The organism is Sporosarcina sp. P12(2017), assembly GCF_002743035.1.
In the GTDB taxonomy this organism is placed as follows: domain Bacteria; phylum Bacillota; class Bacilli; order Bacillales_A; family Planococcaceae; genus Sporosarcina; species Sporosarcina ureae.
The window spans coordinates 112,803-134,527 of record NZ_PDYL01000001.1 but is presented as its reverse complement, the minus strand read 5'-3'; the positions used below and the strand labels follow the sequence as shown (position 1 = coordinate 134,527).

The 21,725-nt window shown below is 40.0% G+C and carries 29 protein-coding genes; 8 read left to right on the top strand and 21 right to left on the bottom strand.

Annotated elements, in window-relative coordinates; genetic code table 11:
* Positions 1-56 precede the first annotated feature (56 nt).
* From ssb to CSV80_RS00665, 15 genes are all read right to left on the bottom strand, one after another.
* Complete coding sequence (gene ssb, locus CSV80_RS00730; RefSeq protein WP_099669173.1) at positions 57-563, bottom strand: single-stranded DNA-binding protein; 507 nt, start codon at positions 561-563, stop codon at positions 57-59.
* Positions 560-709, bottom strand: coding sequence for a pilus assembly protein PilO (locus CSV80_RS00725; RefSeq protein WP_099669172.1), 150 nt, complete (start codon positions 707-709; stop codon positions 560-562). The genes ssb and CSV80_RS00725 overlap by 4 nt, the downstream gene beginning before the upstream one ends.
* A 13-nt stretch (positions 710-722) precedes the next feature.
* Positions 723-1,550: an ATP-binding protein gene (locus tag CSV80_RS00720; RefSeq protein ID WP_099669305.1), complete on the bottom strand. Its 828-nt coding sequence runs from the start codon at positions 1,548-1,550 to the stop codon at positions 723-725.
* Entirely contained in the window at positions 1,531-2,463 is a 933-nt protein-coding gene (locus CSV80_RS00715) for a Lin1244/Lin1753 domain-containing protein (protein ID WP_099669171.1), read from the bottom strand. The genes CSV80_RS00720 and CSV80_RS00715 overlap by 20 nt, the downstream gene beginning before the upstream one ends.
* 18 nt (positions 2,464-2,481) lie before the next feature.
* The gene (locus CSV80_RS00710) at positions 2,482-3,183 is read right to left on the bottom strand and encodes an MBL fold metallo-hydrolase (RefSeq protein WP_099669170.1); all 702 of its coding nucleotides are present in this window, start codon (positions 3,181-3,183) and stop codon (positions 2,482-2,484) included.
* Positions 3,184-4,110 carry a RecT family recombinase gene (locus CSV80_RS00705; RefSeq protein WP_099669169.1) on the bottom strand — a complete coding sequence of 309 codons (927 nt, stop codon included), beginning with the start codon at positions 4,108-4,110 and terminating at the stop codon, positions 3,184-3,186.
* Between the two features lie 171 nt (positions 4,111-4,281).
* Positions 4,282-6,261, bottom strand: a complete 1,980-nt coding sequence (locus CSV80_RS00695) for an AAA family ATPase (protein ID WP_099669168.1) — start codon at positions 6,259-6,261, stop codon at positions 4,282-4,284.
* A gap of 94 nt (positions 6,262-6,355) precedes the next feature.
* A complete protein-coding gene (locus tag CSV80_RS17605) occupies positions 6,356-6,508 on the bottom strand; it encodes a hypothetical protein (RefSeq protein ID WP_199083903.1) in 153 nt (50 codons plus the stop codon).
* Positions 6,509-6,634: a hypothetical protein gene (locus CSV80_RS17955; protein ID WP_255407621.1), complete on the bottom strand. Its 126-nt coding sequence runs from the start codon at positions 6,632-6,634 to the stop codon at positions 6,509-6,511. It abuts the gene before it with no gap.
* Positions 6,621-6,803, bottom strand: coding sequence for a hypothetical protein (locus CSV80_RS00690; protein ID WP_099669167.1), 183 nt, complete (start codon positions 6,801-6,803; stop codon positions 6,621-6,623). The genes CSV80_RS17955 and CSV80_RS00690 overlap by 14 nt, the downstream gene beginning before the upstream one ends.
* Before the next feature lie 175 nt (positions 6,804-6,978).
* Positions 6,979-7,260, bottom strand: coding sequence for a hypothetical protein (locus tag CSV80_RS00685; protein ID WP_099669166.1), 282 nt, complete (start codon positions 7,258-7,260; stop codon positions 6,979-6,981).
* A 12-nt stretch (positions 7,261-7,272) separates the two neighbouring features.
* Positions 7,273-7,554: a helix-turn-helix domain-containing protein gene (locus tag CSV80_RS00680; RefSeq protein WP_158231831.1), complete on the bottom strand. Its 282-nt coding sequence runs from the start codon at positions 7,552-7,554 to the stop codon at positions 7,273-7,275.
* A gap of 154 nt (positions 7,555-7,708) precedes the next feature.
* Positions 7,709-8,377, bottom strand: coding sequence for a Rha family transcriptional regulator (locus CSV80_RS00675; RefSeq protein WP_099669164.1), 669 nt, complete (start codon positions 8,375-8,377; stop codon positions 7,709-7,711).
* Positions 8,378-8,392: 15 nt separating this feature from the next.
* Positions 8,393-8,683 carry a helix-turn-helix domain-containing protein gene (locus tag CSV80_RS00670; RefSeq protein WP_099669163.1) on the bottom strand — a complete coding sequence of 97 codons (291 nt, stop codon included), beginning with the start codon at positions 8,681-8,683 and terminating at the stop codon, positions 8,393-8,395.
* Positions 8,684-8,830: 147 nt separating this feature from the next.
* A complete protein-coding gene (locus CSV80_RS00665; protein ID WP_099669162.1) occupies positions 8,831-9,055 on the bottom strand; it encodes a helix-turn-helix transcriptional regulator in 225 nt (74 codons plus the stop codon).
* 149 nt (positions 9,056-9,204) lie between these two features.
* Between CSV80_RS00665 and CSV80_RS00660 the strand changes: the two genes are divergently transcribed.
* The 6 genes from CSV80_RS00660 (at position 9,205) to CSV80_RS00635 (ending at position 14,686) form a co-directional block, all read left to right on the top strand.
* Positions 9,205-9,843, top strand: coding sequence for a helix-turn-helix domain-containing protein (locus CSV80_RS00660; RefSeq protein ID WP_099669161.1), 639 nt, complete (start codon positions 9,205-9,207; stop codon positions 9,841-9,843).
* Positions 9,844-9,951: 108 nt separating this feature from the next.
* Positions 9,952-10,539, top strand: coding sequence for a hypothetical protein (locus CSV80_RS00655; RefSeq protein WP_099669160.1), 588 nt, complete (start codon positions 9,952-9,954; stop codon positions 10,537-10,539).
* A gap of 13 nt (positions 10,540-10,552) precedes the next feature.
* Positions 10,553-11,122 (top strand): ImmA/IrrE family metallo-endopeptidase, encoded by a 570-nt coding sequence (locus CSV80_RS00650; protein ID WP_099669159.1) that lies wholly within the window; start codon positions 10,553-10,555, stop codon positions 11,120-11,122.
* 110 nt (positions 11,123-11,232) lie between these two features.
* Positions 11,233-13,095 (top strand): DEAD/DEAH box helicase, encoded by a 1,863-nt coding sequence (locus CSV80_RS00645; RefSeq protein WP_099669158.1) that lies wholly within the window; start codon positions 11,233-11,235, stop codon positions 13,093-13,095.
* A 16-nt stretch (positions 13,096-13,111) separates the two neighbouring features.
* Positions 13,112-13,444, top strand: coding sequence for a hypothetical protein (locus CSV80_RS00640; RefSeq protein WP_099669157.1), 333 nt, complete (start codon positions 13,112-13,114; stop codon positions 13,442-13,444).
* 87 nt (positions 13,445-13,531) lie between these two features.
* Positions 13,532-14,686: a tyrosine-type recombinase/integrase gene (locus CSV80_RS00635; protein ID WP_158231830.1), complete on the top strand. Its 1,155-nt coding sequence runs from the start codon at positions 13,532-13,534 to the stop codon at positions 14,684-14,686.
* Between the two features lie 49 nt (positions 14,687-14,735).
* Here the strand turns inward: CSV80_RS00635 and CSV80_RS17280 are convergent, their stop codons facing one another.
* Genes CSV80_RS17280 through comGA form a run of 3 tightly spaced genes read right to left on the bottom strand, consistent with a single transcriptional unit; the run spans position 14,736 to position 16,895 of the window.
* Positions 14,736-14,837 (bottom strand): prepilin-type N-terminal cleavage/methylation domain-containing protein, encoded by a 102-nt coding sequence (locus tag CSV80_RS17280; protein WP_143560441.1) that lies wholly within the window; start codon positions 14,835-14,837, stop codon positions 14,736-14,738.
* 14 nt (positions 14,838-14,851) lie between these two features.
* On the bottom strand, positions 14,852-15,904 hold the full coding sequence (comGB, locus tag CSV80_RS00630) for a competence type IV pilus assembly protein ComGB (RefSeq protein ID WP_158231829.1): 1,053 nt from the start codon (positions 15,902-15,904) through the stop codon (positions 14,852-14,854).
* Entirely contained in the window at positions 15,891-16,895 is a 1,005-nt protein-coding gene (gene comGA / locus CSV80_RS00625) for a competence type IV pilus ATPase ComGA (protein WP_099669154.1), read from the bottom strand. The genes comGB and comGA overlap by 14 nt, the downstream gene beginning before the upstream one ends.
* A 345-nt stretch (positions 16,896-17,240) precedes the next feature.
* Here comGA and CSV80_RS00620 point away from each other — a divergent pair, with 345 nt between their 5' ends.
* Positions 17,241-17,483: a DUF2626 domain-containing protein gene (locus tag CSV80_RS00620; RefSeq protein ID WP_029054524.1), complete on the top strand. Its 243-nt coding sequence runs from the start codon at positions 17,241-17,243 to the stop codon at positions 17,481-17,483.
* Between the two features lie 61 nt (positions 17,484-17,544).
* On the opposite strand, the gene CSV80_RS00615 is transcribed toward CSV80_RS00620, so the two are convergent.
* A complete protein-coding gene (locus CSV80_RS00615) occupies positions 17,545-18,180 on the bottom strand; it encodes an MBL fold metallo-hydrolase (RefSeq protein ID WP_099669153.1) in 636 nt (211 codons plus the stop codon).
* A gap of 158 nt (positions 18,181-18,338) precedes the next feature.
* Here CSV80_RS00615 and CSV80_RS00610 point away from each other — a divergent pair, with 158 nt between their 5' ends.
* On the top strand, positions 18,339-18,521 hold the full coding sequence (locus CSV80_RS00610) for a DUF2759 family protein (protein WP_029054522.1): 183 nt from the start codon (positions 18,339-18,341) through the stop codon (positions 18,519-18,521).
* A 99-nt stretch (positions 18,522-18,620) separates the two neighbouring features.
* On the opposite strand, the gene CSV80_RS00605 is transcribed toward CSV80_RS00610, so the two are convergent.
* Entirely contained in the window at positions 18,621-19,640 is a 1,020-nt protein-coding gene (locus tag CSV80_RS00605) for a YqgU-like beta propeller domain-containing protein (protein WP_099669152.1), read from the bottom strand.
* 67 nt (positions 19,641-19,707) lie between these two features.
* Entirely contained in the window at positions 19,708-21,603 is a 1,896-nt protein-coding gene (locus tag CSV80_RS00600; protein WP_099669151.1) for an LTA synthase family protein, read from the bottom strand.
* Positions 21,604-21,725 lie beyond the last annotated feature (122 nt).

Genomic DNA, 21,725 nt, shown 5'->3' with positions numbered 1-21,725 from the left:
CTGCGTCTACTTTTCGTTTCAGCTGTCATGACTATCACCCTTTCAAACTTTCATAGTCAGAAGGGAAGATCATCATCGGTGACGTTAGGCGGCACATCATACACCTGTGCTTGTCCACCGTAATCGTTTTGCCCTGTCTGATAGTTAGATTGAGTATTTGTCTGCCCTTGTCGATTTGGCTGTTGTGGAGCTTGCTGTGAACTATTCGGGGATTCCGAACGGTTCGAGTTATTTGTGTTGCTCGATTTCGGTTCAAGGAATTGTGTACTATCTGCGACAACTTCTGTCGTGTAAACACGCTTGCCATCTTGACCTTCAAAGCTACCCGTCTGGATCCGACCGTCTACTCCAGCTAAACTACCTTTGTTCAAGAAGTTTGATATGTTCTCCGCCTGTTTTCTCCATGCAACGCACTGGATAAAGTCCGCTTGTTGCTCTCCACCCTCACTTTTAAACGGACGATTGCAGGCCAATGTGAATCTGCAGACCGCGATACCACCCTGCGTATACTTCAGTTCTGGGTCCTTAGTGAGGCGTCCAACTAATACAACTCGATTGATCATGCCGTCATCCCTTTCCTCATAGCCATAGCCGTCTCTGCCTGTTGTAGCTTGATTTCCAATGCGTCCATTTCTCGCTTGATCTTCTGCCAGTCGACTTTATCGGGAAGCGGAACCGTGTAGATCCCGCTATTGTTTTTCCAAGTCATTCAAATTACCCTCCTACACTTGTTTTTCATACTCTTCCACGCTGATTCCGAGTGCCCTAGACATCGCCTTGCTCTTTCGATAGTTAGCTGCTGTGTTTAATACACAATTCATATTGCCGATGATTCTCCACCAGGTTCGCCCTTTGTCGTCTAACCTGTAGGCAATGTCTTCACCTTCAAATTCTTGTGGCGTGATATTCGATGTCATCCAGATCGGCTTATTCGCTCGTTCTCGACCGTTGATGATTTGGAACGTCCAATCCTTCTCATCATTCGACAATCGTTGACTACTCATGAAGTCATCCCAAATCAGAAGATCCGCATCGAGACACGCACTCATGATTTCTTGAAAAGATTCCGAGTTGTTGAAATTACGAGTTGCTCGCAATCTACTGAACAGGTCTTTTTCGGTAATGTAGATCACTGAATATCCTCGCTTGATTAATGCATTACCACCGCTGGCTGTTATGTGACTCTTACCGTTACCTGTTTCACCGAAGATGAACACGCCTAGTTTTCCACGGTTATCAAAATCTTTTACAGCGTTCACCACTTCGTCCCTGGCCTCTTTTGCTCCATCTCGTAATATAAAATTCTTAAATGTCATAGACTTAATATCATCCATTGCACTTGATAGCTTTAAAGCCTTGTCAATTCGAATACGCTTCTGCTTGGCTTCTTGATCCCGCTTGAATTCTTCACGTGCTTTCACTTCGCATTCACAAGCACATGACACCCATCGCTTTTCTTTTTTGAAAGGATGGTCAATCTGTATTTGCGGTTTGTCCATTCCACATTGATCACATACAAGTGGTTCAGGTTTACTTATAGAGTCGGACATTCCCGAATTTCGTAGAATGTTGGTCATCGCGTTTTCCATCATCTGCATTCCTTTCGTAAACAGGAGGAGAGAAGTTGGTTACGTTAGATGGCTTGGATAGTCCGTCCAACTTCTTCACGTCTTCGACTGTCTTTATATTTTGATTCTTCCAGTTACTGAGGATCTTCTGTGTGTATCTAATTAGATTCGACGGTCTTACTTCAACTGATTTTTTCAAAGCGCATAATACTAACTCTGAATTATTTTCATCAACAAGGTGACCAAACTCTTGGCTTACATGTGGTGAAATCAATCCAACATTCTGTTCGTAAAAAGAAATGATTTCTCCAAAAGATTTATCAACGACAACAACTGGTTTTTCTTCTGGAACATCAACCGTTTTTTTCTCTTCGGTTGCATGCTCTTGTTTACTTTCCTCTTCTTTCCTTTCCTTTACTTTACTTTGTGGGGTTTTTGCTGACATCATGTCTACAATTTCTCCATTAATGTCTACATCAACCTCATTAATGTTCACATTAACTTTCTCCACGTCTTTAATTAACATATATTGGTTTACAACCGTAACGTTCTTTCTTCTTTTTGTTGCTTCAAAGTATCTTTCTTGGATACCTGAAGAAGTCAAAACTCTATAAGTCTCATAAATTTTAATGTTGAATATTCCATACTTAATGCAATCATTTACTATTTCATTGAGGGTGTTAATGTCTACATTTACTCTCCTGCTGAACAGTAATTGTTCCGTTTCACCCCACTCGTAGTAGTAACCTTCTTTGTAGATACGCATTAACAATTTAATTACTACTGAAAATCCTGTCATTCCATGTAAGGCTTCGACCAGCTGGATCTTGTCATCCTGGTCGATATCCACATCTAATGGAAAATAATCAAGTCCTCGCTTTTGCGGTCTCGCCATTACAATGTCCTCCTTTTATTACGGCACGACTACTAACTTTCCAGTAGCAGCCTGTACCGCTTGTTTAAATTCGATTTCATTACTGTTTGAATCCGATAAATGAAGCAAATGAATCTCTTGAACTCGTGATAGATCGTTAGCCTTTAAAAAGACCAATAGATTTTCAAGTGAGAAATGCGAATTCATTATTCGCTCTGCTAGAAATAGTGGTATAGATCCGTCCGCTAACTTCTGATTAATTATTTCTAGTGAATAGTTGCATTCGATAAGTAAATGCGTAATTCCGGTAAATTTGTACTTAATGTAATAAGTATCGCTAGCGAACAATATACGTTCTCCGCCTTCACTTTCAATCAAGAATCCGAAAGGTTCTGCTGCGTCATGTTGTAAATCAAAACCGAGTACCTTCCACGATCCAATCTGTACAGCTTCTTTGTTTTTTATGATCTTTATCCGGTGGTGTTCGATGCCTATAGCGGCTTTAGTTCCTTGCGACATGTAAATGTCTAGCCCACGGTTCGCGACGTCTTGCACGGCCTTACAGTGATCTTTGTGGTCATGGCTTACAAGAACCGCTTCTATTTCACTTGTTTTAAAATTCAATCCTCTTTGAATATCCTTGAATGAGATGCCACATTCTATAAGCAAAGAAGTGCGGGAATCGCTAATGTAATAGCAATTCCCTGTACTGCCTGTTGCGAGTGTTTGGATCGTAATCATTTAGAAGCCCGGCCCATCTGATGTGACTGTTACCGGTTCAGGTTCTTTTGGTGTCGATTTCTGCGTTGCTACCTCTTTTGCAGGTTGAATGATTTCACCAATCGTCGGTTCAACAAAATCCAATACTTCTTTGTTTGCATTTTGGTCAATTTCATACTGCGGATTGATTTCACGGATCGGTTTATCGTCTTCAAATTCGTTTTCTGTCGTGCGATTGATTGCTCCAATGAATAAATCGCTATCATCCGAAGTGTTAATAAAGGCTTTGGATGCTCGGTTGATCACTGTTCGTTTTGCCATCTCTTGTGGGTACTTATTTTGCACCGTCTGCATAGATGATTGGGACCATGATGTTTGAATTTCCGCCATTGTCATGACAGTCAGGAATTGCACACCATCATCTCTCTCGATAATGCAATACGCTCCGAGAATGTCTTCTTTCTTGCCGGTAGCCGCCATCCAGTCAACGCTATGAGATTTGAAGGCTAGTTGACCTCTCTCGTTGTACTCCACGTTGAATTCTTCGCCTTTCCAGATGACGTTAGCCCATACATCCTTTACACCGTTCAAGCGCTTTAGCACCGCCTGTGTACCGTGGTATGAACGAGTGAACTGCATTTTGTCACCGTATACGATGAAGTAGCCTTGATTTTTCGCTACACTCAATGCCTGGATCGCCATATCTTGAAGAGAGAATGCGACACTTTCTGGCGTTGCACTATCCATCAAGGATGTTTTCTTCTTGAAATCTACCTCTGTCAGTTTGAAATAAGCCGCTTGTACTGCATTCACAATAGAGTAGTTTTCAGGAATGTTGATCTGATTGTTTTCAACCATTGCTTTCACTTTGTTGGCGACTTTTGTCACCAATTCGTTTTTCTTTTCTGCCGGTTGCATTTGTTGAGTTTCTTGTAGTTGATTAGTCATTTATTTTTTCCTCCTTATTAACTTCTTTTCTTTCTAGTAGAGTTACCGATCCTGTATATTCACCGGAATTTATCATGGTAAGAAACAACATCCGTTCCGTCAGGGAGTTGAACATAATTGTGTTTCTCCCATGTCTTCCTGAAAGCGTCACTCCATATTTAGTCGTTTCCATTACGCCACCACGCTTTCTTCATTCGACTGCGTTTCAACCCGCAACTGTTTGTCCGGCTCTGATACAACCAAGCTGATCAGCTGGGAATCTGTATCTGCAATCCGCGTGACTGCTTCGGCATTGTCCACGAAGATCGGCGCTTGAATCCCATAGTGTTCGGATAGCGTGTTGATGATGTCGATTCCTACATTGATACGAGCCGCGTTATTTAGACCGCTTGAGAACGGAATACCATTCATCGTAGTTTCACAAATTTCTTGCAGACCGCCATTCACTTGCTGAGCAAACAGCTTAAATCGCGCATACTTGAATTTGCTGTTGATCTTGCTTTCCAGTAGTTCCACTTTCGAACGGATAAACTGTTCAGTCAGATACAATTCGCGCTCCAAGTTTTCAAATTCCGTAGCCAGTTCTTTCTGCTGTTCTTCCAGTTCGGCTACACGCTTTTCAGATGCTTTCACTTGGTCGTGAGCCGCGATTTTTGAGTTCAGTTCTGACCTTTTCGCCTTAAGCTTAACAATTTCTGTTTCCAGCTCAGCAATGGATTCAGAAACATTGGATTCAAGCGCTTTGATCTCTTCTTGCACCTTTGTCATTTCTGCAACCTTGTCCGTATATTTCGGTGTAGTACGAGCGTTCTTCACTTCATCGCGTAGTGCATTGAGCTGGATTGTTAGCTTGTTGATTGCTTCTTCTTTCTTTGCGATATCTTCTTTCAGTTGTTCTACGGTTTTTTCGGATGTAGCTATGCGCTTTAGCGTTTCTTCTTTATCTGCCGCAATCGCTTTGCCTGTCTTTTGAATGCTTTCCAATTTGTTTGATTTGGTTGTATTAAACTCTGCGACCGCTTTGTCTCTAGCGGCTGTCAATTGATCCTCCGGTAAAGATTGACCGCATGTCGGACACTCGCACGCTTCTTTATGTTCAAATTGTTTAGCATCCTCTGCCGCGAAGTCTTCTCGAAGAGCAACTAGTTTCTCGTCAAACCCCATGACGTCTTTCCGTCCTACTTCAATCTGATGGTTCGCATCAGCAAGTTTTCGTTGCATAATCGCTTGATTGGATTTTTCTTCTTGAATCTTCGCCTGGACCTTGTAGCCTTCTTCGGTCGCTTCAGATTCCAGTTCACGTTTAATTGCTTCGAGATCCATTTCAATCTGTCGTAAATCGTTTTTCTTGTTGGTGGCTGCTGCGCCATTCTTGATGTTGTTAATTTGGGCACTTGCTTTATCTAATTCAATTTCTACTTTTGTTAGTTCTACTTGCAGTTGTTCAGGAGTGCTTACCAACTCACTGCTTGCATTGTTCAGTTCATCGATCCGTACCGGAATGCGGTCCAATTCTTTGTTGATTTCTGCACGTTTGGACGCAATCACTTTACGGTGATCTTCAATCGTGCGACCTTTCAGGATGGCGGGTAAGTCTTTCAGTTCCTCGTTGAATGCCAATACATCTTCGAGCTCTACATCGCCGCACACTTCAAGCAGTGTCGCTCTGCGGTCCTGCCATTTGACTTGTTCATTGAAGTAAAGTGGATTGGTGAGAAGTTTAAACACTTCTTCTTTCACAATGGAGCCAACTTTTTCTTCATACTCTTTTTTCTTCACCGGAACCGAATCGATATAGTACAGCGTTTCATGACCGGTAAATTCAGCCATTGGAGCACCACGTTTCTTTGTCCACTTTTCTTTGTAGATTTTACGGAGTGATAGCGGCACATTGTCTACTGTGAATGTTGCATCTACTTCATGCTCCAGGTTGTTTATTTCTTTGCCATCTTCCAGTGTTTTAATGGCAAAGTCAGACTTGTTATTACTGTCCTTGCCAAAGAGTAAGTAGAGGAATCCATCGAAAATCGAGGTTTTTCCGGTAGCATTATCTCCCCATATCTTCATATCTTGACCGTCCGCTAGAATTTCCAAGTTTTTGATGCCCTTGAAGTTCTTCAATGTGAGATTCATCAATTTAATATTTTTCAAAATGTTCTCCTCCTTGTGATTTTCGGGATTCCGCGCTATAATAGCGCCAAGTAGTTTTATAAGGAATCCGGAACTCGCTGCTCGAACAGCGGGTTTATTTTTGTTCATTTTCCTTTTCGACTTCCCACTTCATCATCTCTGCATGACAGTCATCGCACGTCATGGGGAAGCCCACGTCCTCACCCATGAACTCACCGCACATTTGGCAGACGATGCCACTCAAAGCCATTTCAGCGTATTCGCCCATTCAAATCGCCTCCTCAAAACGAATAATTTCTGCGTCTTTACGAATTGCGTAGACTTTCATGTGATCGCCATAATTGTCGTAATACGTTTGAGCTGCAGCTAACACACTGTCTTCAAATGTCATCACGTAGACCGAATCGATTTCTTGCATAAACACTATTTCCCACTGGTACGTTGTCATCCTCTTCACGCTCCTCTCCAAGTTGGTGACCGGCATCTTCCCACAATCGTCCAATCATAAATGCAATAATTGGAAGCATGATGGCGCAAATCAGTGCGTATTCGTAATCCGTCATGTCATCAACTCCTTTCTATATGATGGATGTGAATCCCATCAAAGAGCTTGGGATGATCTGAGTAACCAGCTCATATCGTAGGGAGGAAATTATTTAATGGCTCCCAAGCTCTTTGACGGGAGCCAAAGCTCCCATTCTGTGGTATACTGAAAGTACATAAATTTTGGTTTGCCGTTTAGCGTCGGAAGCGCTGATCGGCTTTTTTTATTGCCATAATGTTAATACCTTTGCTTTGTAATTCTTGAATCAGTAGTTGCATGTTCCGTTCGTTTCGTTTGATATCCTTCTTAACTCTCACTCTCTGTAGAGACTCATAGAGTTTTAATGTTGAACCAGTAGCTGCTGGCATATCATCTGTCCAAATCGCCTTTTCAATCTCTTCGATATAACCTAGCGCCGCTCTCTTTAATTCCAATACCGCCTCTATATCCGCTTCCTTGTAGTCTTTTAAATTCATTGTGACTTCCTCCTATAAAAGTAGATTGATAAAACCGCCGATAATACTTGTCCCTGTTATTGATAAAATGTTAGCTAAGATCGTCATGCCTTCCATGCCCGCGATAAACGCGACCAGTACGTCTGTTGAGCCTGTCATCACTGCCCACTTCTGAAAAAGTGACATCGGTGGTTCTTTGCGATCGTTCTCGATTCGTGAAACGTCTGCCTGTTCGATACATAAAGCGTCTGCTAGGTCTTCTTGTGTCCACCCCTTACGCTTCCGGCAAGCTCGTAATATTGCGCCATAGTCCATGTCCTCACCCCCTTTTTCAATATGTCGAATTGACATACTCTATTTATCTAGGGTGTTGTATTCTAGTAATAGACCTACTCATAACCCCGTGTTACGCTTCGTAAGCAACCTCTGAATCTAGTGGAGCAAACCCCTCCGCTCCGCTAGATTACTTCTAAGCTATACGTTTAGGAATCCACGCTTCTACGTAATAGATTGCTGATTGTAAATCTTTGCGTAGAACATCTTTATATGAAGCAACACCGAAACGGTCTTTAATTTCTCGGTATAGTTCACGAAACAGTTTTCTTCTTGCTTGATCTTCACTTTCAATCTCATAAACCCGAGCGCCCACCGCTCTTTGTAATCTTCGTTGCATCCCATAATCCAATGTCATCTGGTTGTCCACCTTGTCTTTCAACTGAGCAACATCCACTTTTATCGCTTCCACTTCTTCCGATGTTTCTAGTGATAGCCTCATAGATGCTTTTAGTTGCTCTTTTTCAGTTAGTGGCCTAGGAGAACTTAATTCCTTTTCCATCCTTTCAAATTGAGAGACATAAGCGGCTGTAAACAAAACCCCTTTATCACCAGTCATCTTGTTCGCTACCATGTCGCAACCTTTTCTAGTAAGTAAGAAACACGGTCGGACTTCCTTTTTTGCATCCTGGTACGTGTGCGGAATGAAGAAATCCGACGAGCGCAAACTTGCGCCGGTTAAAACTCCTATATAACTACGGATGGTTCTCAATAATTCCTTGTGCTGCTGATCTACCATTTCTGCTACTTCACGACTTTCTGTGACTAGTTCGCCGTTTGATGAAATTATTTTTAACTCATTCATAATATTTCCTCCTTTTCATCCGCTGAAGTTGTAAACCAAATCGTAATTACTCCGGTTCTTAATCCATTGCAACAGTTGATCCGTTACAATCTTGGTGTGACCAAAATCATGAGTAACTGGAAAGCCTTGAATTTTTGCTGCGCGGTGCACTGTTGCGTAACTCACACCCAGCAAGTCTGCAGCCTCTTGCAATGATAGTAAGATTGGTAGTTGGCGTTCGCGTAAAGCTTCACCAACCGCCCGATTTACTGCTACATTGATGAGCTCGTTTAATTGCGTAGCGGTTGTTACAATCACTTCTGACATCTTTCTCCCTCCTATCCGACTTCTTTTCTCACACCCATCAAACTGAACTCGAATCACGGCTCTTTAACTCTGTTTATCGCTCTCCATTATCGGATCGTGGCGCAGGTGGCTATTCGAATGCAGTTTGTTGGGTGTGAGTGGCATTATCTAAACGACTTCTGACTTATTACGCGTTTCGTGTACTTTATCTTCAAAAAAAAGAGTCCATTTGAATTTAAGTACATCTCCTATTCGAACTGCAACACCTACACTCGGATCGCGCTCTCCCTGTTCATACATTGCATAAGTAGTTCTAGCTACTCCTGCTTTAACAGCTACTTGTTCTTGAGTTAATTTAGCTTTCAAGCGTTTGTCTTTCAACCAAACTCTCATTTCTACACCTCCTGTACACCTTTCGTGTAGTTGTTGAATTAATCATAATACACCTTTTGTGTAATGTCAAACAAATTTACGCATTTCGTGTAAAAGTATTTAATACACTTAATGTGTAGGTATAATGTGGATATAAGGAGGCCGAATAAATGCTTTCGCATAATTTAAAAAAGCTTCGTACAACACAAACTAATCTGACTCAGTCAGAGTTCGCTAAAAAGATTGACGTCGCCAGAACAACTTACGCGATGTATGAGCAAGGTCATAGAGAACCGGATTATAAAACACTTCAAAGAATAGCTGACTACTATAATGTTTCAATAGACTCTTTACTTGGCAGAAGTAATAGAGGCTTTACGACTCAACAAATCCTAAGCCATAGAATCACGAAAGCCCGACAAAGTAAAAAAATGAGCGCAAGGGATATATCAAATAAGTTGTGTATTGATATTGAACTATACAAAAAATATGAGCAAGAGCTTGCAATACCTGATAGTAAAACGTTACGAAGGATATCCGATATTACAGATACTTCACTAGAATATTTATCGGGACTAACTGATAACCCTGAAAAAGAAATTGTGAAAGTAGCTGGACAAGAAATAAACCTAACCGTTGAAGAACTCCAGCTCTTCAATGAACTAAAAAAACACCCTGTCATGTTTCATGACTTGGCATCTGATCCGGAAAAGAAAGTGAAAGAGCTTCTGAAGATGTATAAGATGAAGAAGATGTTTTTGGAGGACGACGAAGAACTGGGCGATGGATTTGGGGATTTGGAAGATTGAAGGCAAGGTAATACCACGGTTTAACAAACCGTGTTTATTTTTACATATAATATAGGAGTATCTCACTAAGTCATGTATGTGAGACAAATTAATTAGGAGGGGTTTATTTTGAAAAAACTAATTTTTCTTATCGTTATGATGACTTCGGTGATTGGTTTAACCGCTTGCGGTAGCAGTTCAAATAACACCGAAACTAAAAAAGTAGATGCGGATGTAACGCCACTTGAAACTACTACTTCCTCAGCGGGAGATAAAGTCGAGGTGGAAACCAATATTCCATCCGATAAAGCAGAAGTGAAAAGTTATCTAGATGAAGTCAAAACATCTTATATAAAGCTATCTGATTTAGGTGCTAGATGGGATGAACTGCGTGAAGCCTCGACAACCGGTGAAATTGACGACTATGAGCTTGGAGTATTAATTCAAGAAGAAGTTCTTCCGGCAAATATGGCATTGTTAGAAGAACTAGAAGCAATTCGCACGCCGAACGATGAAACTACCGAGGTTAATGAAATATTAATTGAAGCTATTGGTAACCAGCAACTAGCTTTCACAGAAATATTATCTGCGATAGAAACTGGAGATTCTTCCAAAATCACTTCAGCAAACGCACTATTAAATGACGTTAGAAAAAATGATAGAGAATTTGGTAGAAAAATTGAGCAATTACTTTCTGATTATAACTTAGAATTTTAAAGGTCGTGAGCGTATGCAGCTAAGACACCACACCGACTACTGGGAGGAACGGGCCGACAAGGTCCTCTCCCATTTTTCTTATACATATCCAGATGAAATCGATTTGTATGACATCTGTTGGCGCTACGGTATACGAGTATTGCCCTTGGACTCCCCTTCTATAGAAGGAATAGCAATTAATAAACATTTAAAGGCTTTCTCCATACCGAAGGATCATGCACGACGTGGGACCATCTTCATTAAAGAAGGATTAGACGCTATTGAAAAGAAACTATTGCTTGCCGAAGAGTTCTGTCACTTGTACGCCCATCATCAAACGCAATTAAGCGTGGATCAATACACTCTTGGCAAGTGTGAGAATCAGGCGAAGCGTATGGCAGCCTATCTACTGATGCCCGGGCAATTCATTGAAGATGTATATGCAGACGCTTATGAAGCACCTGTGGTGATCTCGGATATTGCGGATTACTTTCTGGTGACGGATGAAGTGGCTGCTTATCGGATGGAGTTGGAGTTTCAGCATAAGGTGGATGGGTTTGTTGTGTCACGTGGGAAGTTGGGGACGTTGGAGTGGATTGAGTAATAGGTAATAAGATCAAAAGCAAGACTACTTTTATATTCATTGCAGGGAAAATCATTTCGAGCAATATAAGACCACTTCTACACATATTGATTTTACTAGGAGGAAAAAACATGAGTGAATTTGAAAAAGTATCCCTTTCCATTACAGATAACACTTACCTGAGAGATCCACAAGTGGAGGCATATAGAAAAATTGAACGCTATTTTAATACTCCGTCCGAAACTAGAAAAGAAGCTTTAATAGTTTTGCCCACTGGTACTGGTAAGACAGGTTTAATTGCTATTGCTCCCTACGCTGCTTCAAAAAAAAGAGTATTAGTTGTCACTCCCCAAACAGTCATTGCTGATACCGTGATGGGTTCATTAGACAGTGGAGATTATAAGAATTTTTGGTATACATCAGGAGTGATTAAAGATGTGCGTGATCTCCCCTCTGTAATACATTATGACAAAAAGATTACGAACGGAGTATTAGATATTGCAGACTTCGTTGTGTTGAACGTCCATAAGTTACAAGAAAGATTAGAGAGTTCATTACTAAAAAAAGTACCCTCCGACTTCTTCGATTTGATTATTATTGACGAAGCTCATCATTCAGAAGCACATACTTGGAAGAGAGCTATTGAATATTTTGGGGAAGCTGGGGTACTTAAGCTAACTGGTACACCCTTTAGAAGTGATGGAGTTCAAATCCAAGGAGAAGAAATTTATAATTATTCTTTATCAAAAGCAATGGCTAACGGCTATGTGAAAAGCTTGGAAAAATTCAATTATATCCCTGATCAAATGTTCTTTACTCTGGATGAGGATGATAAAACTTATACTTTAGAAGAACTTAGAGCACTTAAGATAAAAGATAATGAGTGGGTAAGCCGAAAAGTAGCCTTGGCAGAAGAATCTAACTTAGGTGTCATAAGAAAGAGTATTGAAAAACTAAAATCTAAGAGAGAAAGAACCGGAAATCCTCATAAGATTGTAGCGGTTGCCTGTAGTATTGCTCACGCTGAGCAACTAAAGACACTTTACGAAGATGAAGGTTTAAAAACCGCTCTTGTTCACAGCGATATGGAAAAAGAATTACTAAAGAAAGAATTTTTAAAAATCGATACACACAACGTTGAAGTAGTAATAAATGTCGCGCTTCTTGGAGAAGGATACGATCATAAGTTTCTATCAATAGCTGCCATTTTCAGACCTTTCCGATCTGATTTACCTTATCAACAATTTATAGGGAGAGTTCTTCGATCTATTTCACTCGCTGATGCAGAAAGCATAATGGAAGAAGATAACATTGCGCAAGTAGTCGTTCATGAAGAACTAGGTCTTGATCCACTTTGGGAAGCCTATAAAAAAGAAATTATGAAAAAAGGTATGATTAAAGAAATCCGCGCAGAAAAGAAAAGGCAAGATCCAAGAGTTTCCCAGGATTCAACAGATGATTCTATTGTAACTGAATCTGAAGAACATAAAACAGAAGAAGATACTTTTATCAATACAGATTTATTGCATATGCGAAAAGAAAAAGAAAAAGAAGATAGAGAGAAGATTCGAGTGATTATGGATACCTTAGGCGTTTCACCCGAAGAAGCTAAAAAAATTATCCTTTCATCAAATACGCGAGAGAGTAAACACGCTCTACTAAGACCTGACTTACTGCAAGCAGATTTGAGAAAGGAAATTGACAATCGTATTAGAGAGGAAATAATTCCTGAGCTTCTTGTTGCAAATGCTATTGAATTACAGGGTGAAGAGATATACAATTGCATGGAGAGCATTTTCCCTCGCGGCTTGCAGAATCTCCTAAGACATTACAAGAAGAACGGTGCAATATTGGCTATTTACTTTAACGCAGAATTAAAAAATAAAATAGGTGTAGCAAGAGATCAATGGGAAATAAATGACTACTACATCGCTATTGATTTTTTAAATAATATGGTGCCTTTTATTTCTCAAAAACTTAGTGCCCACATCTAAATAAAGGATGATTTTTATGAACTATTCATCATTACTAAACAAATTATACACTGAGATGTATGAACCAAAACTTCTTCCACAAGACCTACTAGATAACCTTAGCCATAAAAATTACATCTCTGTTGATTTCTATAAGCGTGATGATTTACTTATCGGCAACACAAAATGTTATTTGGCAAATGGGGTAATTGGGGAATATGAATACATTTTTAAAGATAATAAACTAATTCGGTTGGAAGCACATAACGAAAAAATGAATGCGGAAATCCTATACGATCGTCAAGAAGAAATTAGCAAGCTTAAAAATCAATTAAATACGCAACTCAATAATTATTCAACAGTTTCCTAACTCACCTTTCTTATGGTGAGTTTTCTTTTAACCACGATAAGAACATACATTCTTAATTATATTTATTATTCGAAAGGAGAAATGCATATGTACTGTCGGAAATTAAATAACGGAAAATGGTCGTGCACCACTGACGCAACTCCTAATCCCCTCACTGGCCGACGCCGACAAGTAACACGCCGTGGCGACACAAAGAAGGAAGCGTCACAAAGAGCCCAGGTAGCTGCAAAGGAATTATCTAAACAGAGACAAACGCAAAAAAGAATCGTCCAGGAAGTTTATGACGACTGGTTAAATATATACAGTGAAACGGTTAAAGCTTCGTCAGTAAAAGCTAGAATGGTGGCAATGCGTCCCTTTATTGATAAGCATGGCAACCACTTGATCAGCAAGTTACAAATAAACGACATTCAGAAATTCTTAGTTGAAAGGCGCGATACAGATATTTCAAAACATCATATCGCCTCGACTCGAACCGCATTGAACTTAATGTTTGAATTTGCTTTTAAAAATGATTATGTCGAAAAGAACATAGTGAAAGACACTGTGATACCCAAAGCTAATAAGAAATCACAGCAACTCGTTAACTCAAAGAAAAAGTATCTCGAAAAGGATGAGATCCAAAGCTTCTTATCCGGTGTAAAGTCTTCTGGCAGAAGAAACGCTTATCCGTTGGCACTCACCATGCTTTCTACCGGCTTACGTGTCGGGGAGGCATTAGCACTCACTTGGGATGACATCGACTTAGAAAAACACAAGCTCACGGTTTCAAAGACGATGTTTGAAAAGTCCGCCGACGAAGGTGGATTTGAACATATGCCGCCCAAAACCCAAGACTCCAATCGTACCGTATCCTTTAACCAGGATCTCGCCGAAGAACTGAAGAAGATGAAGGTCCAATATAATAAAGAAAAATTGATAGGTTTACGAGATCCTAAATCCGTGTGGTGCAATCTAGTATTTACAGGAAGAAGACAGCAACCTGTCCGAGCTGTCACGATCGCTGCGGTTTTCAATAAAATATATAAGGCGTACGGTATAAAAGATGTTAGCGGTACTCATATCTTGCGGCACACACATATCACCATGCTCGTCGAAGCGGGTGTGGACTTGCCTGTCATCATGGAACGCGTCGGACACTCGAACATAAATATCACCCTCGACATTTACACGCATGTCACGAAAAAAATGCAGAAGCAAAGTGACGACAAAATTAATGAGTATTTCCGCCAATTTATCTAAAATTAAAATAAATGTGGTCTTTCTGTGGTTTTTCGACTTATCAAGTCACCTATAAACCTTTGCGAGCGCTGTAGTTGCGCTCTTCCCACTCTCCAACGTTTAAGATGATCATCATTTCGATTAATGTAAAGCCTTTTTCATTCTTCAGCAATTCTTTTCCTCCTTTTAGATACTGTCGATCATTTTATAGACTGGCAATAAAATAGATAAATAGGACAATAAAATACAGACTGCAAGGACACCAAATAAGGCAGGCTGTAAGATCGTTATCCATTGATTGACCTTTTCCTCCAGCTGTTCATTTGTGTGTTCGCTATACAGTATGAGTTCTTTTGGTAAGTAACCGGTATCTGCCCCGTGTTTCGCAAAATCTGCGAGGCGTGGTGATAAACCATCTGTTAAACGGATTGCCTCATGTAAAGATTCACCATAAATGACATGCTCACTTAGTTCGTTAGTAATCACAGATAATATAGGATCTTCTGTTTGCTCCGTTAGGACAGTCAATGCGCTTTGCATAGAAAGTCCCGATTGTAACAAACTGCCGAGCTCACTGGCAAAATCCCTAGTTTTCATTTCACTATAGAACGTATTGATTCCAGGGACTTTTAATACATAGTGTAAAACTTCAAAAGGGGACAACTTTTTTAACCACATTCGGACTAAAAGAAAACCAACAGCTAGTATAATGGACGCAATTAACAAAAGATCCGGTATAGAAGAGACGAGTTTTGGTAGCAATTGGACAATCCCGCCCTCGTTATTTTCTCGCATTACAGTTAACGCTTCGAAATTCGGCAAGAAAAATTGTCGAAATGCCACTAATAAAATGAGTAAGAAAGAGAATAGAACAATTGGATACGCCAATAGTTTTCGTATTTGTTTCTGCTTCTCCGCCTTTCGATTGACGCGGTCTGCTACTTCTTTCAACGCGCGCATCAAGTTGCCGTCCACTTCTGCAATGACAATCGGCAACATCATACTTTTACCGAAACCTAAACTCTTCAAGATATGCGAAACACCATACCCCATCTTTAATTCCTCTTCTACTTGCCGAAGTTTCTCATCGTATTCTTTCGTATGATAGGGCAAGATCAGAATGAGTCCTTCATGAAAGGTATATCCTTCTTGTAGTAATACCGAAAGTCGCACTAAAAACTCCGCTGGCTTTGTTAATTTCTTATTGGAAGTAGGTCTGTATAATTTAATCCGTGCCATATAGCACCTTTTCATACAAAGCTTGCTGTACTTCGATTTTCTTATGAATAGGAGGCGAAAACCGTAGACCATTCAACATGGATTCCGTAGCTACTTGTAGATCTGATTCCTGCAATATTTCAAAAACCGCTGCCGTCTCTCCAGACTGTTGTGTAATCAATCGCTGAGCGGATATCGCGATAATAGTCTGTCTAAGCTCTTCTACGTGAATACCGAGGTCCAGTAAACGATACAAGCAGCCTACAGGATCTTTTGCATGAATTGTGCTAAGAACCAAGTGCCCTGTCAACGCTGCTTCTACTGCGATTTTAGCTGTTTCTGCATCACGTATTTCTCCAATCATAATGACATCAGGAGAATGGCGCAAAATCGCTTTCAATCCAGCAGAATACGTAATACCAGAACGTTCATTCACTTGAATTTGTAGTAAATGACTATGATTATTTTCTACCGGATCTTCGAGTGAAATGACATGACGTTTGAGTTCGGATACACAATGGGATGTCAATGAATATAATGTAGTCGTTTTACCAGAGCCAGTAGGTCCAGTGACGAGGAATAGTCCTTGTTTGCAAGAAGCGGCTTCAGCCAATTGCTGTGTCCATTCGGGATCGAGACATAGCTGGTTGAGCGGCACGATTTTATCATGCTTCTGAATACGAATCGCGACACTTTCCCTCAATTGAATAGACGGAATCGTCGAGACGCGAAAAGAGAAGCTGCAGTCGAAAAAGGACTGATGAAAGGAACCACTTTGTGGACGTCGTTGTTCACTGATATCTAAAGAAGATAAAAACTTATAGAATGAAATTAAACGACCACCTAATGTATGAGGATATTGACCGATTTTCGAAAAATACGAGTGCTTGCGAATCGTCACGTCATATCCTTCTGTCGTAGGCACAAAATGAATATCTGTCGCTTCAGACTTAATAGCTTTCTCAAGCAGTTGTACACAAGTTTTTTCTATAGGGTTCTTTTCAGTTTCCATAGTTCTCTCCTTTCTCCATTCGACAAAAGACCACTTTTCATCTTGGAAAGAAGTATATATGGAAATTAAATTGTTTGAAAACGCACTACATTTGTGTGAATTCATTTTTCATAGTCAATATAGAGTCATAATTCATTTCTTTACGTCAATTCGATAGCAAAAATCAATTTTCATATTATTTTCACGAGAGGTTCTGTTATACTGTTATCAGCTACTATCTTAATCCGTTCGTACAAGTACACTCTTTTGACACAATGTAAAATCGATTGGAGTTTACTTTTGGGCTGACGTTCTATTATAATGGATAAGAGCTTATTGTAATGTTTGTGAAGGAGGGATTCTTAGATGGATAATATGTTTAAACTTTTAGGATTCTGGTCAGGTATTTTTGCGGTAATGTTCTATGTAGGAAATATGGTTCCAGCTGCTTTACTTATGGTAGCAGGTACAATCTTCTTTGTTCTACTTGGATACTTGAAGCTTTCAGAGCGTATGTATATTTACCTATTCGGAGCATACCTGATGATTTTCATGGTTGGTTTCAGTTACTATTCAATTTTCATTCACGTACCTGGCGGAGGACACTAATCCGTACATACAAAAAACAGCTTCCTCAATGGCAAGCTGTTTTTTGTTTGCTTTATTTTGATCAAAATCCATGCAAGTACGGGTTTTGGTCTTTTTCAATTCCAGGTGTTGTCGCCGGTCCGTGTCCTGGATAGATCAACATCTCGTCGTCTAGTGTCAATAACTGTTCGTGAATCGCATTAAGCAACGTTTCCGTATCGCCTCCAGGCAAGTCGGTACGACCGACGCTACCTTGGAACAACGTATCCCCTACGATTGCGAATCCTTCATCTTCAAAGATATAGCAAACGCTTCCTGGGGAGTGTCCCGGCACATGACGGGTTTCCAACTTAAATGGACCTACTTCCAATTGCTTTTCATCACATAGTAGTACGTCAGCAGGATTACAAATGACGTCAGGTAATACCGGATATTTAGCGGAACCATTTAACTCAGGACTCGCAAGCCATTTCTTTTCTGCCACATGCAAATACACAGGAATATCATAAGCCGTTCGAATCTTTTCCAACGCCCCGATATGATCAAAGTGTGCATGCGTCAGTAAAATGGCAACAGGCTTCAGCGATAACTTCCGTAATTCCGATAGCAATGCCTCTCCGTCTTCACCAGGATCGAAAATCAAACAATTTTTCTTTTCATCTTCCAATATGTAGCAATTCGTTTGAATTGGACCTAATGGATGTATATGTATTCTCATTTAACTCACCTCTTTATCTAATATTAATGAATGTGGACACAAACTTCAAATAATCGTCATTATTTAATCTCGACAAAACGATTCATTAACAGTACAATAGAGGAGGAATATCGCTTTATGGCATTCATTTTTTCAATGTTGAAAGGAGTGTCTACTCAATGAATTTATTAGTCATCATTTTTGGATTGATTGCAATTTTAGCAGTCTTTGGAACGGTCCAAGCTTTTAAAGAGCGGAATCTGTTAAGTATAGTTTTCAATGTGGTAACGGTTGTAGTTATCGGAGGATTTACGATCGCTACTGTCATATATTCTGGATACCCGCCACAACTACACAAATAAGTTCCAAAAAATAAGGACACCCCTTCATTGGGATGTCCTTATTTTTATGTTAAGATTCGTAGAGCGATTAGTCATGATGTATCCCTTTTATAGTAAAGCTTACTCCACTCGCCCAATCTCCAACCACTTTACCGTCTCACCGGTCTCAATATCAATCCAAGTATCCAAACTATACCCCGTCAGACACTTGTTACCTTCGCAATCTAGAGTGCCGCCTTCTGGTAGCTCTTGGCGCTTCACTTCCTCACCATCTTCTATCTTCACTAGAAAACTAGTTGGCATCATCTCGGTTTGATTAGTAACAGTCATCATCCATGTATTCTCATTTAAAAGAACAGCTCGATCCATCACGAATGCATCATCTTCAGCAAGCCAAGAGTTTTTCTCTTCTCCAGTAGAATTTAGTACTGCATACCGTACTTGCTCACCTTCAAATGATTCAATCAATACCCGATCTGTAGCTGAATGAAATTGGTTGGTATTATTCGCAAATGTAGTCTTCTCTCCTGTAGACAGTGATTGTTTCCATACATTAGCGTCTTCTAAGTACACCAACTCTTCAGTACCTAACCAACGGGGGAATGGATCAGGGAGTTCCACCGCTACCAATGTATCGTTATTTGCGTCATAGCGCATAATTTCATAACTCCAATCATCAGAGAAAGCAGTTATAAGCATTTGTGAAGCGTCGATACCGTTCCATTGTATTTCAAGCTCTGAGGATGCTACCGACACTTCATTTAGTGGAGTACCTGCATGATCAAGTATATGTAGGATGGCTTCCGTTTGGTCGTCCGCTGTTTTGACTAGTAGTTGCGAAGCAGTAGAATGAACTTGCACTTCAGAAATCGTTGAAGAAGTGGTAAATATCGTATGTATATCTCCGGTTTGCAAATCATACGACAGCAGACGGTCTTCAGTATCTTTGTGAGCGACGAATAAAATCGCCGTTTCATTTAACCAGCCTACAACAAAACGAATATCATCTTGCGAAGCCGTAAGAGTTTTTACTGGTTCGACTTCATTTTCTACTGATTGTTCTTCGGTTTCAATATCTTCAGATTGCGTACATGCTATTAAAAAAACTGAACATACTAATAGGACGAGTATTCTCTTCACTTTTTCACTTCCTCTTCTTTTAGTTAAAAAAAGCTGCACGGCATAGGCAGCCGCGCAGCTCATCAAGTTATTTACTTTCTTTCATTTCAGGACTGCCCACTGGTCTTTCTTTGAATCGAAGCAAGTCACCATTGATGATGGTATCTGAATAATTTAATTCAGTATTGGCACGCTCAACATACGGCTCACATTGTGCTTTATCTAGCGATGGTTCTCCTGTTTCGATATCATAGCAAACTTCATGTGCGTAAATATTTTTGTCTGTGATAAGACGGCCGTCACGGAAAATGACGAATGGTTCATGATCTGGCGAGAATAAATCGGAACCGAATTGCATATCCGCTTTCGTATCAATTCCTAGTAGGTGAAGAATGGTAGGACGGATATCTATCTGTCCGCCAAGCTCATGCATTTGCTTACCTTCACCAGAACCTGGCATATGAATGAACAATGGAACTTTTTGAAGTTCTGCATTATCGAATGGTGTAATTTCTTTATCCATGTACATACCCATTGCTTTATTGTGGTTTTCGGAAATACCATAATGGTCTCCGTACATGACGATGATCGAGTCTTCATACAAACCACTTTCTTTCAAGTCTTCAAAGAACTCCTTAACCGCTTCGTCCATATATCGAACCGTCTGGAAATACTTATTCAACGTGTTGGAATTTGATGTGTATTCAGGAATTAATTTATCCTGTTCATCCAAATCAAATGGATGATGATTTGTTAGTGTAATCATTCGTGTAGCAAATGGTTGCTTAATATCTTTCATTAAATTAACGGATTGATGGAAAAACGGAATATCTTTCATTCCCCAGTTGACTGCTTCGTCTTCACCGATTGTGTAGCTATCTACATCATAGAACTTCTGGACATTAAGCGCTTTGTACATAATATCGCGGTTCCAGAAGCTCTTGCTGTTGGCGTGCATGACACTTGTGGCATACCCATTCTCGCCTAGTCGTTCAGAAAGCGAGTTATACGTATTACCGCTGTGCGTAAAGAATACCGCACTACCGTTACGTCCATATAAGGAGTTCTCTACAATAAACTCGGAGTCAGACGTTTTCCCTAATCCAGTTTGCTGATAAAAGTTGTCAAAGTAGAATGTATCTTTATCGTTTGTTAATTCATTCAAGAATGGAGTAATTTCATGTCCATCCATGTCATTGTTAATAACAAAGTTCTGCAATGATTCAAGAGAAACAATAATAACGTTTTTACCTTTTGCTGTACCGAACATTTTCGGATCCGGCTGTGCATGGTTAGCTTTGACGTAGTTTTCTATTTCTGTCAATTCCGTTCCATCAGCAAATGTACGTTGTGCATGGGATTTGGATTGAACGAATAGATCATATAAATGGTAATTATACGTACCAATGTTTTTAACGAGTAATTCGCGGTCAAAACTTCTTGTCAATAGCTGTGGGCGTTGCGCTTCAGCAAGAGCCAAGTTGAACATCATCAACGTAGCAGCTGCTGCGAAATACACTTTGCGTCCCATTTTACGGCTTGACTCTTGAATTGGCCCTTGCTTAAAGTAGCGAATGGCTATAAAAATAATCAAGGCGTCAGAGAAAAAGAATAGATCAAGAAGTCGCAAATTCTCAGTAATAGAAGAACTTAAATCTGCAAAGTTACTTGTCTGGAACAATAGAGGCAGTGTAATAAAGTCCGTAAAGAAACGATAGAACACAGCATTGGCAAACATGATAAAAGAAGTAATAAAACTAACCGCTAAAATATATCGGTTACGTGTTTTCGTCTTTTTAATAAATAAAGCTACCCCGTAAATAAATAATAGAAATGCCAGGGGATTAATTAGTAGAATAAATTGTTGCATAGCATTATCGATCTTCATATTGAAACTGGTGAAATACCCTATGTAGGTAGTCAACCAAGTTGCGATTACAGCGATAATGAGTACGGAATGCTTAGGCCATGAAAATTTTCTCATTCCATCTCTTCCTTTCGTTTCGTTTAGATACTGTTTTATAGTTATCATATATATTGACGTTTGACTGCGTGAAAAGTTTCACATGAGACGAGGAATGAGTAGTTCGTATATTGTTAGCTAGT

Excerpts from the sequence above, each read along its gene's own strand:
- ssb (WP_099669173.1), bottom strand. The coding sequence starts at position 563 with ATGATCAATCGAGTTGTATTAGTTGGACGCCTCACTAAGGACCCAGAA.
- CSV80_RS00725 (WP_099669172.1), bottom strand. The coding sequence starts at position 709 with ATGACTTGGAAAAACAATAGCGGGATCTACACGGTTCCGCTTCCCGAT.
- CSV80_RS00720 (WP_099669305.1), bottom strand. The coding sequence starts at position 1,550 with ATGTCCGACTCTATAAGTAAACCTGAACCACTTGTATGTGATCAATGT.
- CSV80_RS00715 (WP_099669171.1), bottom strand. The coding sequence starts at position 2,463 with ATGGCGAGACCGCAAAAGCGAGGACTTGATTATTTTCCATTAGATGTG.
- CSV80_RS00710 (WP_099669170.1), bottom strand. The coding sequence starts at position 3,183 with ATGATTACGATCCAAACACTCGCAACAGGCAGTACAGGGAATTGCTAT.
- CSV80_RS00705 (WP_099669169.1), bottom strand. The coding sequence starts at position 4,110 with ATGACTAATCAACTACAAGAAACTCAACAAATGCAACCGGCAGAAAAG.
- CSV80_RS17605 (WP_199083903.1), bottom strand. The coding sequence starts at position 6,508 with ATGGGCGAATACGCTGAAATGGCTTTGAGTGGCATCGTCTGCCAAATG.
- CSV80_RS00690 (WP_099669167.1), bottom strand. The coding sequence starts at position 6,803 with ATGACGGATTACGAATACGCACTGATTTGCGCCATCATGCTTCCAATT.
- CSV80_RS00685 (WP_099669166.1), bottom strand. The coding sequence starts at position 7,260 with ATGAATTTAAAAGACTACAAGGAAGCGGATATAGAGGCGGTATTGGAA.
- CSV80_RS00680 (WP_158231831.1), bottom strand. The coding sequence starts at position 7,554 with ATGGACTATGGCGCAATATTACGAGCTTGCCGGAAGCGTAAGGGGTGG.
- CSV80_RS00675 (WP_099669164.1), bottom strand. The coding sequence starts at position 8,377 with ATGAATGAGTTAAAAATAATTTCATCAAACGGCGAACTAGTCACAGAA.
- CSV80_RS00670 (WP_099669163.1), bottom strand. The coding sequence starts at position 8,683 with ATGTCAGAAGTGATTGTAACAACCGCTACGCAATTAAACGAGCTCATC.
- CSV80_RS00665 (WP_099669162.1), bottom strand. The coding sequence starts at position 9,055 with ATGAGAGTTTGGTTGAAAGACAAACGCTTGAAAGCTAAATTAACTCAA.
- CSV80_RS00660 (WP_099669161.1), top strand. The coding sequence starts at position 9,205 with ATGCTTTCGCATAATTTAAAAAAGCTTCGTACAACACAAACTAATCTG.
- CSV80_RS00650 (WP_099669159.1), top strand. The coding sequence starts at position 10,553 with ATGCAGCTAAGACACCACACCGACTACTGGGAGGAACGGGCCGACAAG.
- CSV80_RS00645 (WP_099669158.1), top strand. The coding sequence starts at position 11,233 with ATGAGTGAATTTGAAAAAGTATCCCTTTCCATTACAGATAACACTTAC.
- CSV80_RS00640 (WP_099669157.1), top strand. The coding sequence starts at position 13,112 with ATGAACTATTCATCATTACTAAACAAATTATACACTGAGATGTATGAA.
- CSV80_RS00635 (WP_158231830.1), top strand. The coding sequence starts at position 13,532 with ATGTACTGTCGGAAATTAAATAACGGAAAATGGTCGTGCACCACTGAC.
- comGB (WP_158231829.1), bottom strand. The coding sequence starts at position 15,904 with ATGGCACGGATTAAATTATACAGACCTACTTCCAATAAGAAATTAACA.
- comGA (WP_099669154.1), bottom strand. The coding sequence starts at position 16,895 with ATGGAAACTGAAAAGAACCCTATAGAAAAAACTTGTGTACAACTGCTT.
- CSV80_RS00620 (WP_029054524.1), top strand. The coding sequence starts at position 17,241 with ATGGATAATATGTTTAAACTTTTAGGATTCTGGTCAGGTATTTTTGCG.
- CSV80_RS00615 (WP_099669153.1), bottom strand. The coding sequence starts at position 18,180 with ATGAGAATACATATACATCCATTAGGTCCAATTCAAACGAATTGCTAC.
- CSV80_RS00610 (WP_029054522.1), top strand. The coding sequence starts at position 18,339 with ATGAATTTATTAGTCATCATTTTTGGATTGATTGCAATTTTAGCAGTC.
- CSV80_RS00600 (WP_099669151.1), bottom strand. The coding sequence starts at position 21,603 with ATGAGAAAATTTTCATGGCCTAAGCATTCCGTACTCATTATCGCTGTA.